This window comes from Streptomyces sp. WMMC500, assembly GCF_027497195.1.
Taxonomy (GTDB): domain Bacteria; phylum Actinomycetota; class Actinomycetes; order Streptomycetales; family Streptomycetaceae; genus Streptomyces.
Map to the genome: position 1 here is coordinate 6,468,612 of NZ_CP114905.1, position 12,457 is coordinate 6,481,068.

Consider the following 12,457-nt stretch of genomic DNA (forward strand, 5'->3'; position numbering starts at 1 on the left):
CCCGCAAGTCCGCACCACCCAAGCCCCAGACACCCAGGAAGGCGCTTCGGAAGCACGTGAGGGACACACGAGAGAGCCGGGTCCTGCTCCTGCTGCTCATCACCATCTCGTTCGCGCTGATCACGGTGGACATCCGGGGCGGGGACGACTCTCCCCTGGACGCCACGAAGCGGGGGGCCGCGGCGGCGCTGGGGCCCGTCGAGAACGGCGTCGCCACGGTGGTCGACCCGGTGGGCAACGCGATCGAGGCGGTCCGCGAGTCCGGGGACAGGCACGACCGGATCGCCGAGCTGCAGCGGCAGAACGCCGAGCTGAAACAGCGGCTGGGCAGCGACGACCGCAACCGCGCCCGGGCCGCCGAGCTGGACAAGATCCTGGGCACCGCGGGCGCCGGCCGGTACGGGATCAAGGGCGCCCAGGTCATCGCCATAGGAGCGGCCCAGGGCCTGTCCTGGACCGTGACCATCGACGCCGGCTCCCGCGACGGCCTGGAGCGGGACATGACCGTGCTGAACGGCGACGGCCTCGTCGGCCGCATCACCACCGTCGGCCCGTCCACCGCCACCGTGCTGCTCGCCAACGACCCCGAGTTCACCGTCGGCACCCGGCTGGAGAAGACCAGCGAGCTGGGCTTCGCCACCGGCCAGGGCGACCGGCCCATGAAGGTCGAGCTGCTCAACGGCAAGCTGAAGGTGGCCAAGGGCGACCGGCTGGTGACCTTCGGCTCCCGGGGCTCCCGGCCGTTCGTGCCGGGCGTGCCGATAGGAGTCGTCTCGTCGGTCGAGCCGGTCGGCGACGTCACCCGCACCGTGTACGTCGAGCCGTACGCCTCGTTCACCCGGCTCGACATCGTAGGAGTCGTCGTCCAGCCGCCCCGCGACGACCCGCGCGACGCGGTGCTGCCACCCGAGCCGAAGGCCACGCCGACGCCGACCGTCACCGTCACCGTCCCCCTGGGCGGCGAGGACGCGGCGGACGGCGGGGCGGACGCCGGGGCCGGGACCGACGCAGGTACCGACGCCGGTACGGACACCGGTGCCGGCGTCGGAGCCGGGGAGGACCCGGCCGGCGATCCCGCCGCAGGGGGCCCCGCGGCCGGAGAGGACGGGCTGACCCCATGAGGCACGTGAACCGCGTTCTGCTCTGCGCCACGCTGCTGGTGACCGCCCTCGTCTTCCAGGTCACCGTGCTCGCCCGGCTCCATCTGCCCGGCGCCGTGCCCGATCTGACGCTCCTCGTCGTCCTCGCCCTCGCGATGGTCTACGGCCACGTCGGCGGCGCGCTCGTCGGCTTCACCGGCGGCCTGCTCGCCGACATCGCACCGCCCGCCGACCACGCCGTGGGCCGCTACGCCCTCGTGCTCGCCGTCATCGGCTACCTCGCCGGGCTCATCAAGCCCGAGTCCGGCCAGGTGCGTACCGCGGCGGGCCCGATGATGGTCGTCGGCTGCGCCGCCGTCGGCTCCACGCTGCTGTACGCGGGCGTCGGCGCCCTCGTCGGCGAGGGCTCGGTGCGCGGCGTGGGCCTGGGCAACCTGGTCTTCACCGCCGCGATCTACGACCTGCTGCTCGCCCCGTTCACCGTCCCGCTGGTGATGGCGCTGGCCCGCAGGGCCGACCGCGACACGACCGCCGAGGCCGCGGAGACCGCCACCGGCGGCACGGCCTCCGGCGACTCCGCGTACCGCTGGCTGGCCGGCGGCACCGCCAGCCGCGCCGCCGTCAGGCGCGCCCGCTCCTACGGCCGCGGCGGCATCGGCCGGCAGCGCGGCAACCTGTTCGGCCCCAAGTCCAAATCCGCCAAGGCCACCCGCATCAAAGGGGTGAAGCGGCTGTGACCAACATCCCCGAGACCGGCAAGTCCACCCGGGTCACCGTCCGGCTCGTCGCGATTCAGGTGCTCGTGCTCTCGCTGCTGCTGACCCTCGGCGGCCGGCTGTGGTACCTGCAGATCCGCAACGGCCAGGAGTACGAGGAGGAGGCCGCAGGCAACCACGTCCAGCAGGTCATCGAGCCCGCCGTCCGCGGCTCCATCCTCGACTCCCGCGGCGAGCCGCTCGCCGACAACGAGACCCGCCTCGTGGTCTCCGCCAGCCGCACCGACCTGATGCGGATGGAGGACGAGGGCGAAGCGATACTGACCAAGCTCGCCGGCGTGCTCGGCATGAAGCCCAGGACCGTGATGGAGCGGGTCCGGCTCTGCGACGCCGAGACCCCCAAGCCGTGCTGGAACGGCTCCCCCTACCAGCCCATCCCCATCACCGACGAGGCCACCGCCCGCCAGGCGCTGCAGATCCGCGAGCGCGAGGAGGAGTTCCCCGGCATCACCGCGGAGCCCACCGCCGTCCGCCGCTACGGCGCGCCGAACGAGGCGAACACCGCGCAGGTGCTCGGCTATCTCTCCCCGGTCACCGACGAGGAGATCGCCGCTGCCGAGGACAGCGACAACCCGCTGCTGCGCACCGACCAGATCGGCCGCTCCGGCCTGGAGCGCTCCTACGACTCCGAGCTGCGCGGCCAGGCCGGCGTGACGAGCTACCGCGTCGACAAGCTCGGACGGGTGATAGGGGAGGCCGACAAGCAGCCCGGGACGCCCGGCTCCAACCTGGTCACGAGCATCGACTCGCGGGTGCAGGCGCTGGCCGAGAAGGAGCTGGACAAGGCGATGAAGGCGGCGCGCACCCAGTTCGACGACAACACCGGCACGAACTACAAGGCGGACTCCGGCGCGATGGTGGTGATGGAGGCCGACACCGGCCGCATCGTCGCCATGGCCTCCAACCCGACGTACGACCCGAACGACTGGGTCGGCGGCATCGACGCCGGCACGTACAAGAAGCTGACCGGCAAGAAGGCCAACTACCCGCTGCTGAACCGGGCGATCCAGGGCCAGTCGGCCCCCGGCTCGATCTTCAAGCCGATCCCGACGACGGCCGCGGTCAACGCCGGCTACGACTTCGACGGCAGCTACGAGTGCAGCAGCGACTACAGCATCGGCGGCCAGGTCTTCAAGAACTTCGAGTCGCAGAGCTACGGCGCCATCGGCCTCGGCCGCGCGCTGGAGGTCTCCTGCGACACGGTCTACTACCGGCTCGCGCACCAGGAGTGGCTGAACGACGGCGGCAACAAGCCGAAGAAGAAGCCCGACGACTGGTTCTACAAGACCGCGCACCAGTTCGGCCTCGGCGCGGAGACCGGCGTCGACCTGCCCAACGAGGTCACCGGCCGGGTGCCCGACCGGCAGTGGAAGAAGGACTACTGGCGGGCCAACAAGGACGCCTGGTGCAAGCAGGGCAAGCAGGACGGCGACTACGCCGAGCGCATCGCGTACGAGAACTGCCTGGAAGGCATGCGGATGCGCGCCGGTGACTCCGTCAACTACTCCATCGGCCAGGGCGACACGCTCGTCACCCCGATACAGATGGCGACGATGTACGCCGCGATCGCCAACGGCGGCACGCTGTACGACCCGACCGTCGGCAAGGCCGTCATCAGCGCCGACGGCAAGAAGATCGACATGATCGAGCCGAAGTCGCACGGCAAGCTGCCGCTGGACAAGGCCACGCACGCCGCCATGAACGACGCGCTCGCGGGCGTCGCGACCCGGGGCACCGCCGCCTGGCGGTTCACCGGCTGGCCGCAGGACGAGATCCCGATGCACGCGAAGACGGGCACCGCCGAGGTCTACGGCAAGCAGACGACGTCGTGGTTCGCGACGTACACCGAGGAATACGCGATCGTCATGACCATGTCCCAGGGCGGCACCGGCTCCGGCGCCTCGGCGCCCGCGGTCCGCGCCGTGTACGACGCGCTGTACGGCGTCGGCAAGGGCGGCGGCATCGACCCGAAGAAGGCGCTGCTGCCGAAGCCGGAGAAGGACCTGCCGAAGATCTCGCCGGACGGCAGGATCGAGGCACGATGACGGCGACCGACGGGTACTCGGTCCGGCGCTTCACCCCCGAGCTGGGCACGTGGGGCAAGCTGACCGCGCGCGACTCGCTGGTGCGCCGGCTGGACTGGATGCTGATGCTCTCCGGTCTCGCGCTGTCCGTCGTCGGCACCGCGCTCGTCTGGTCCGCGACCCGCAACCGCGACGACCTCACCGGCGGCGACCCGTACTTCTTCGTGACAAGGCACGCGATCTTCACCACGGTCGGCATCGCGCTGATGGCCGCCACCGTCTGGGTGGGCCACCGCACGCTGCGCGGGGTGGTGCCGGTGCTGTACGGGCTGTCGCTGATGCTCGTCGCCATGGTGCTCAGCCCGCTGGGCAGCACCATCAACGGCTCCCGCGCCTGGCTCGACCTCGGCGGCGGCTTCACGGTCCAGCCGGCCGAGTTCACCAAGATCACGATCATCCTGGGGATGGCGATGATCCTGGCCGCCCGGGTCGACGCGGGTGACCGCCAGTACCCCGACCACCGCACCGTCGTCCAGGCCCTCGGCATGGCCGCGGTGCCCATCGGGATCGTCGTGCTGATGCCGGACCTCGGCTCGGCGATGGTGCTGACGGCGATCGTGTTGGGCGTGCTGCTTGCCTCCGGCGCGTCGAACCGCTGGGTGCTGGGCCTGGTGCTGGCCGGCGTCAGCGGCGCGGCGCTGGTCGTCTCGCTGGGCATGCTCGACGAGTACCAGGTCAACCGCTTCGCGGCCTTCGCCAACCCGGCGCTCGACCCGGCCGGCGTCGGCTACAACACCAACCAGGCCCGTATCGCCATCGGCTCCGGCGGGGCCACCGGCAAGGGCCTGGGCGAGGGCAGCCAGACGACGGGCCAGTTCGTGCCCGAGCAGCAGACCGACTTCATCTTCACGGTGGCCGGCGAGGAGCTGGGCTTCGTGGGCGCGGGGCTCATCCTGCTGCTGCTCGGCGTGATGCTGTGGCGCGCGTGCCGGATCGCGCGGGACGCCAGCGACCTGTACGGCACGATCGTCGCGGCGGGCGTGGTGGCGTGGTTCGCGTTCCAGTCCTTCGAGAACATCGGGATGACGCTCGGCATCATGCCGGTGGCGGGTCTGCCGCTGCCGTTCGTGAGCTACGGCGGCTCGTCGATGTTCGCGGTGTGGATCGCGGTGGGACTGCTGCAGTCCATCAAGGCGCAGCGGCCGCTGTCCGCCTGACCGCGGCCGGAGCGGCGCGGCCCCGGCGGCGGTACGGAGCCGGGGCGGCGTTCTCGGCGCGGGCCCGGCGCACCCGCGTCACCACCGCCGCAGGAGCAGCACGGCCGCCGCCGCGACCACCCCCAGCAGCACCGCCCCCACCCCGGCCGCGAGCCGCCCGCCGCGCAGCGCCCCCCGCGCACCGTCCACGGAGACCTGCCCCGCCCCGGTCAGCGCGAGCGCCACGCCCGCCGCGCACAGCAGGACCTCGTACTCGATGCCCCGTGGATCCGCCGCCGCGATCGGGCCGCTCCAGTCGAAGCCCCACTTGACGGCCACCGCGTTGATCATCACGCCGATCACCGAGGCGGCCGCCAACGGGGTGAGGAAGCCGGCGACCAGCGCGACCCCGCCGACGATCTCGCTCAGCCCCAGCACCCAGGTCATCGTCCGCTCGGCGGGGTAGCCGGCCGCGGCCAGGGTCGCCGCCGTCGGGTCGAACCCGGCGCCGCCGAACCAGCCGAGGAGCTTCTGCGCGCCGTGCCCCGCCATGACGACGCCGGCCGCAGCCCGCAGCACCAGCAGCCCGGCGTCGACACCGGTCACGCCCTCCCTGACGTCCTCGGCGTAGCTGATGACGGGGATGGTGCGCGTCTGGGTCATGGGCGGGCTCCTTGTCGTTCTGGGCGCGACGCTAGGACACCCCCGGAACCCTCGCCACCCGGCTCCTCCCGTGATCCGGCACCGCGCACCTCATGACCAAACGCCCCGACGCGGCTAAATTCGATTCATGGTGGACACGGTGCGCGAGATCGAGCGGAAGTACGAGGCCACGGCGGGTGCCCGCGAGCTCCCCCCGCTGCCGGACCTGACGGGCGTCGAGGGCGTCACGGCGGTGATCGACCAGGGGACCGCCCTGCTCGACGCCGTCTACTACGACACCGCCGGCCGCCGGCTGGCGGCCGACGGCATCACCCTGCGCCGCCGCACGGGCGGCGAGGACGCGGGCTGGCACCTGAAGCTGCCGGTGGCGGCCGGCGTACGCGACGAGGTGCGCGCCCCGCTCGGCGAGGACATCCCGCGCCGCCTCACGGCACTCGTCCGATCCCGTACGCGTGACGCGGAGCTGGCGCCCGTGGTCCGCATCCGCTCGGAGCGGGACGTCCACCAACTGCTCGGCACGGACGGCGAACCGGTCGCGGAGGTCTCCGTCGACCGGGTGACCGCGGAGCGCCCGGAGACGGGGGCGACGGCGCAGTGGGCCGAGGTGGAGGCCGAGCTGAGCCCCGGGGGAGACCCGGCGCTGCTGGACGCGGTGGAGGCGGCGCTGACCGGGGCCGGGCTGCGGCGGTCGGCGGCGGGGTCGAAGCTGGCGCGGGCGCTGGAGGAGACGGACGAGAAGGCGGGGAAGAAGGCGAAGGACGGCAAGAAAACGAAGAACGGGAAGGACGGCAAGAGCAGCAAGAGCGGCAAGGACGGCAAGGACGGCAAGAAGAAGTCGGCCGGCAAGAAGAAGACCGCCGACAACAAGCCCGCGAAGCCCCCGAAGCCCGCCGCCCGCCCCGCCGGCGACGTCGTCCTCGACTACGTCCGCAAGCAGATCACCGCCCTCATCGAGCTGGACCCCGCCGTCCGCCGCGACCAGCCCGACGCCGTCCACCAGATGCGCGTGGCCAGCCGCCGCCTGCGCAGCACGTTCCGCAGCTACCGCGCCGTGCTCGACCGGACCCGCACCGACCCGCTGTCCGGCGAACTGCGCTGGCTGGCCGGTGAACTCGGCGTCGACCGCGACCGCGAGGTGCTCACCGAGCGGATCCACGCCGGCCTCGGGGAGCTGGAGCGCCCCCTCCTCCTCGGCCCCGTCCGCGGCCGGCTGCGCATCTGGTCCACCGCCCGCCGCACCGGCTCCCGGCGCCGTGTCGTCGCCCTGCTCGACGGCCGCCGCTACCTCACCCTGCTCGACGACCTCGACGACGTCCTCGCCCACCCGCCGCTGCGCCCGGCCGCCGACCGCCCCGCCGAGCCCGTGCTCCGCAAGGCCGTCGACCGGCAGTACCGGCGCTTCGCCGGACACCTCCAGGAGACCTTCGACCTCGCGCCGGGCCCCGACCGCGACACCGCCATCCACGAGACCCGCAAGGCCGCCAAGCGCACGCGCTACGCCGCCGAGGTCGCCCGCCCCGTCCTCGGCCGGGAGGCCAAGGACGTCACGTCCCTGATGCGCGAGGTCCAGGATCTGCTGGGCGACTACCAGGACGGCGTGGTGGCGCGCGCCGCGCTGCGCGAGATCGCGGTGCAGGCGCAGGCCGCGGGGGAGCCCTCGTTCACGTACGGCATCCTCTACGCGCGCGAGGAGGCGCGCGCGGCGGAGCTGCGCGACCGGCTGCCGCGGCTGTCGCGGAAACACCTCTGAGCAGCGCGAAGAGGGGCACGTGCCGGGCGCGCGCTACGCTGAATGGCCACCCGCGTACGTATCACAGGACCGCCGAGGACAGCTTTCCCGATGACTGCCGCGCCCGCATCCACCGCCGAGTCGGTCTTCCCCCGCCTGGAAGCCCTCCTGCCGCACGTCCAGAAGCCGATCCAGTACGTCGGCGGTGAGCTGAACTCCACCGTCAAGGACTGGGACGCGGTCGACGTCCACTGGGCGCTCATGTACCCGGACGCGTACGAGGTCGGCCTGCCCAACCAGGGCGTCATGATCCTCTACGAGGTGCTGAACGAGCGGGCGGACACGCTCGCCGAGCGCACGTACAGCGTGTGGCCGGACCTGGAGGAGCTGATGCGCGCGCACGACGTGCCGCAGTTCACCGTGGACAGCCACCGTCCCGTGCGCGCCTTCGACCTCCTCGGCGTCTCCTTCGCCACCGAGCTGGGCTACACCAACCTCCTCGCCGCCCTCGACCTCGCCGGCATCCCGCTGGCCGCCGCCGACCGCGGCGACGACGACCCGATCGTCGTCGCCGGCGGGCACGCCGCGTTCAACCCGGAGCCGATCGCCGCCTTCGTGGACTGCGCGGTGATCGGCGACGGCGAGCAGGCGGTGCTGACGATGACCGACATCGTCAAGGCGTGGAAGGCCGAGGGCCGCCCGGGCGGGCGCGAGGAGCTGCTGTTCCGGCTGGCGAAGACGGGCGGGGTGTACGTGCCGTCGTTCTACGACGTCGAGTACCTGCCCGACGGCCGCATCGCCCGCGTCGTGCCGAACCGCTCCGGCGTGCCGTGGCGCGTCTCCAAGCACACCGTCATGGACCTCGACGAGTGGCCGTACCCGAAGCAGCCGCTGGTGCCCATGGCCGAGACCGTGCACGAGCGGATGAGCGTGGAGATCTTCCGCGGCTGCACCCGCGGCTGCCGCTTCTGCCAGGCCGGCATGATCACCCGCCCGGTACGGGAGCGCAGCATCACCGGCATCGGCGAGATGGTCGACAAGGGCCTGAAGGCCACCGGCTTCGAGGAGGTCGGGCTGCTGTCGCTGTCGTCGGCGGACCACAGCGAGATCGGCGACGTCGCCAAGGGCCTCGCCGACCGCTACGAGGAGGACAAGGTCGGCCTGTCGCTGCCCTCCACCCGCGTCGACGCCTTCAACATCGACCTGGCCAACGAGCTGACGCGCAACGGCCGCCGCTCCGGCCTCACCTTCGCCCCCGAGGGCGCCACCGAGCGCATCCGCAAGGTCATCAACAAGATGGTCTCGGAGGAGGACCTGATCCGCACGGTCGCCACCGCGTACGGCAACGGCTGGCGGCAGGTCAAGCTCTACTTCATGTGCGGGCTGCCGACCGAGACCGACGAGGACGTGGTGCAGATCGCGGACATGGCGGCCAAGGTCATCGCCAAGGGCCGCGAGGTCGCGCGGTCCAACGACATCCGCTGCACCGTCTCCATCGGCGGCTTCGTGCCCAAGCCGCACACGCCCTTCCAGTGGGCCCCGCAGCTCTCCGCCGAGGACACCGACGCCCGCCTGGAGCAGTTGCGCGACCGCATCCGCGCCGACAAGCGCCACGGCCGCGCCATCGGCTTCCGCTACCACGACGGCAAGCCGGGCATCGTCGAGGGCCTGCTCTCCCGCGGCGACCGCCGCGTCGGCGACGTCATCCGCGCCGTCTACGAGGACGGCGGCCGCTTCGACGGCTGGCGGGAGCACTTCTCGTACGAGCGCTGGATGCGCTGCGCGGAGAAGGCGCTCCCGGCGCACGGCGTGGACGTCGGCTGGTACACGACGCGCGAGCGCTCCTACGAGGAGGTCCTGCCCTGGGACCACCTGGACTCGGGCCTGGACAAGGACTGGCTCTGGGAGGACTGGCAGGACGCGCTCGACGAGACGGAGGTCGAGGACTGCCGCTGGACACCCTGCTTCGACTGCGGGGTGTGCCCGCAGATGGACACTTGGCCACAACTGAGCGAGAGCGGCAAGAAGCTCCTACCTCTCACCGTGGTCAAGGGCCAGACCAGCGGAAACGGCGGCTGAGGGTGGACGAGGCCGTACAGCGGTTGGCGGACGCTCTGGCCGAGGCGAGCGAGAACGAGGTAGCCGCTGCCCTCCGCACGGTGGGCATGCCCGCGCCGCGACAGCCGACGGTCCAGGAGGCCCCGAGAACGCCTCTGCCGCCTCCTGGAGGCTCGTCGGACATCCACTGTGAGGTCGAGTGGGTGTGAAGGGGCGGGCAGGCGCCTGAGGGCGTTGTGCCGGCTCGGCGGCGCGTGCCGTGCTGCCCTCGTGCCCTCGTGCCACGGCTCTTCCCTCTGTACGGTCTGAGGGGTGTCCGGCGCACGTCGGGTTGGTCACCCGTAGGGCGTGTGCCGGTTGATCGCACACGTACTAGGGGAGCTGGTTCCGGCATGGCGTCTGACGCTGCTCGGGCATCGGGTGAGGGGTTCACGTCGACACGGGCAGCGCGGGTGATGTCCGCGGCCTGCCGCTCCGCGGGCCTGGACGACGACGGCGCGGAACTGATCCGTTTCGGCGAAAACGCACTCTTCCGACTGGCCGCGGCGCCGGTGATCGTGCGGATAGCGCGCGGGCCTGAGTGGCTTGAGAACGCGCGCAAGGAAGTGGCCGTCTCCCGCTGGCTGGCAGACGCAGGGCTTCCCGCATCCCGAGTGCTTGAGGACCTGGACCAGCCGCTGTCCATCGAGGGGCACCCCGTCACCTTCTGGCATCTGATCGTAGAGGGAGAACGCAAGGCGACGTACGGCGAGCTGGGCGCCGTCCTCCGGGATCTCCACGCTCTCATGCTGCCCGCCGGCCTGGAGCTGCCAAGGGTTGAGCCTTTCGACAAGTGGGACCTGCGGCTGGAGCGGGCCCCGATCCCGGAGGACGACAAGGCGTTCCTGCGGAAGCGGCAGCGGGAGCTACAGGACAAGTACGCAGAGTTGCGCTTCGAGACGCCCAAGGGTCCCGTCCACGGGGACGCCCATGTACAGAACCTCATGGTGTATAAGCGGGGCCAAGTGATCCTGATCGACTTCGAGGGCTTCTGCTTCGATCACCCCGAGTGGGACCTGATGGTCACCACAGTCGAACACCACAGCCTCGGCTGGCAGACAGACGAGCAGTACGCGGACTTCGTGATGGCCTACGGTCGAGACCTCTACGAATGGCCCGGCTACTCAACGCTGCGTGGCATCCAAGAGTTCGGCATGACGACGTGGCTCATGCAGAACGTCGGTGAAAGCAAGCGGGTAGCCGAAGAGTACAGGCGCCGGATCGGCGCCCTGCAGGATGACGACGCCCCCAGGGACTGGCATCCCTGGTGACTTGGTCATGTCATCTTGGCTTCCATGCCATCTACCGAGAGTCGCTCCAGTGAGTGGATCTTCGCCCATCGGCGCCCAACGTCGTGCGTGAGGTAGTGGCGAAAAATCCCTCCATCGACACCGAAGTTGGGCCAGACTCTTGGCATGCCTCTCGATAACGATCCTGAAGCTCAGCTAGATCCGCCCAAGCCCGAGGATCAGGTTGCGCACAAACTAATGCGCAAGATCGAGCGTCTTGCAAAACGACTAATAACGGTCGACTTCGAGGGAGCAGACGGTCTTTGGGGGTTCCAGCGTGACCTTTTGGCACTCCAGTGGGAAATCCAGAAACAAATCAGAGCCGAAAAGCAGGAAGTGCGTATCCGGAAGAAGGATTCTGAGGCTCTAACATCCCTTAAGTGGGCTCGGTGGCAATCCAGAAGATTGGGGGACTCGTTTGCCTGGGTAATCCTGGGAATGGACAGAAAGTTGCTATACGCGCTCTCGGAAAACGCACCGGTTCCAGTTTCGCAGGAGGGTCACGGAAGTCGCGGACTACTTGCGGTCTCTGAATACTTGGCAGGTCAGGGCTGGGGTTTCCCTCTCATTCATGATATTACAGATACCTTACGCATTGGGGACGTCACCTTCGTCAGGTTCGAGGGTGAGTCGAGAAGTGTGTGTACAGTCGAAGTGAAAACGCGATCGCTTGGCCCAGACAGCGATGAAGAGGGCTCAGCCCTCTGGAAATACCAGGTTGCGATATCCTTTATGGAATCTCGTGACGCCGAACTTAATATCACTGTCAAGGTTCCATCAGAGAGTGAGCAACGCCCTGGGCGGCCAGACAGACGAATTAGTCGCCAATCAAAGCGCATGGCAAAAGCCATCACCTGGCAGCAAGCCGAGGGTAGAAAAATTGTTGACATTGACGGCAGGCCGACACTAACCGCATCCCTGGAGTCGTCTTCCTCCTCCAAGTGGAAGATGCTGAGGCGAGTCATCCGCAAATCTAGGACTGACGGCTACGCGAGCGAATTCATAGATGGCGCGTTTATGATCGCTGCTTTCTATGAGAATTACGGAATAACCGCAGAGACAGTTAGGGATGATCGGATCAGGAAGGACATGGAAGCCTTTGCAAAGCTGAATCAAAGCAACTTCAGTAACACCCTTGAAATTGCCTCGATCCCTACTGACGTTACTCGGGGAGCCCAGCTTTTCCGACCTTACTACCTGTACCCGATCCCCCAACGGGCGATCTTTGACTTGCTGTACGGCCGCCTGGCCATAATTGTTGGCGTCAATGCCGGTGGCATTGCAGGCGCGCTCAAGGATCATGGCCACAACGTGCAAATATCAGAAGAAACCACGCCGCCTTCGCGTGCCATCATTCTTTCGGATGTGGTAGCTATCGAAGGGCAACCGTATAGAGTGGAGCTGCACGATCTCGGCGTTCCTATCCAAGAGGCTATCTACGAATTCAAGGGGGTCGAGTTTGTCGCGGAATTCACTGACTCAATTAGAGACCATCATGATCTTATGATGGAGCACATTACGACGGCGTCACAATCCGAACTTGAAGGGCAATGACTCGGGTGAGTGCTGGATACCGAGATGCA

At 69.2% G+C, this 12,457-nt stretch carries 9 protein-coding genes; 8 read left to right on the forward strand and 1 reads right to left on the reverse strand.

Annotated features, from left to right (window positions below; all coding sequences use genetic code 11):
* The first annotated feature begins 56 nt into the window (after positions 1–56).
* Genes mreC through rodA form a run of 4 tightly spaced genes read left to right on the forward strand, consistent with a single transcriptional unit; the run spans position 57 to position 5,117 of the window.
* On the forward strand, positions 57–1,121 hold the full coding sequence (mreC, locus tag O7599_RS27825; RefSeq protein ID WP_281618346.1) for a rod shape-determining protein MreC: 1,065 nt from the start codon (positions 57–59) through the stop codon (positions 1,119–1,121).
* Positions 1,118–1,837, forward strand: coding sequence for a rod shape-determining protein MreD (gene mreD / locus O7599_RS27830; RefSeq protein ID WP_281618347.1), 720 nt, complete (start codon positions 1,118–1,120; stop codon positions 1,835–1,837). Before mreC ends, mreD begins: the two co-directional genes overlap by 4 nt.
* Positions 1,834–3,921, forward strand: a complete 2,088-nt coding sequence (gene mrdA, locus O7599_RS27835; protein WP_281618348.1) for a penicillin-binding protein 2 — start codon at positions 1,834–1,836, stop codon at positions 3,919–3,921. The genes mreD and mrdA overlap by 4 nt, the downstream gene beginning before the upstream one ends.
* Positions 3,918–5,117 (forward strand): rod shape-determining protein RodA, encoded by a 1,200-nt coding sequence (rodA, locus tag O7599_RS27840; protein ID WP_281618349.1) that lies wholly within the window; start codon positions 3,918–3,920, stop codon positions 5,115–5,117. Before mrdA ends, rodA begins: the two co-directional genes overlap by 4 nt.
* 78 nt (positions 5,118–5,195) lie before the next feature.
* On the opposite strand, the gene O7599_RS27845 is transcribed toward rodA, so the two are convergent.
* The gene (locus O7599_RS27845; protein WP_281618350.1) at positions 5,196–5,759 is read right to left on the reverse strand and encodes a DoxX family protein; all 564 of its coding nucleotides are present in this window, start codon (positions 5,757–5,759) and stop codon (positions 5,196–5,198) included.
* 127 nt (positions 5,760–5,886) lie between these two features.
* On the opposite strand from O7599_RS27845, the gene O7599_RS27850 reads away from it, so the two are divergent.
* From O7599_RS27850 to O7599_RS27865, 4 genes are all read left to right on the forward strand, one after another.
* The gene (locus O7599_RS27850; protein WP_281618351.1) at positions 5,887–7,509 is read left to right on the forward strand and encodes a CYTH and CHAD domain-containing protein; all 1,623 of its coding nucleotides are present in this window, start codon (positions 5,887–5,889) and stop codon (positions 7,507–7,509) included.
* 90 nt (positions 7,510–7,599) lie between these two features.
* A complete protein-coding gene (locus O7599_RS27855) occupies positions 7,600–9,567 on the forward strand; it encodes a TIGR03960 family B12-binding radical SAM protein (RefSeq protein WP_281618352.1) in 1,968 nt (655 codons plus the stop codon).
* Positions 9,568–9,938: 371 nt separating this feature from the next.
* The gene (locus O7599_RS27860; protein WP_281618353.1) at positions 9,939–10,856 is read left to right on the forward strand and encodes an aminoglycoside phosphotransferase family protein; all 918 of its coding nucleotides are present in this window, start codon (positions 9,939–9,941) and stop codon (positions 10,854–10,856) included.
* 144 nt (positions 10,857–11,000) lie between these two features.
* A complete protein-coding gene (locus tag O7599_RS27865; protein WP_281618354.1) occupies positions 11,001–12,428 on the forward strand; it encodes a hypothetical protein in 1,428 nt (475 codons plus the stop codon).
* The last annotated feature ends 29 nt before the right edge of the window (positions 12,429–12,457 follow it).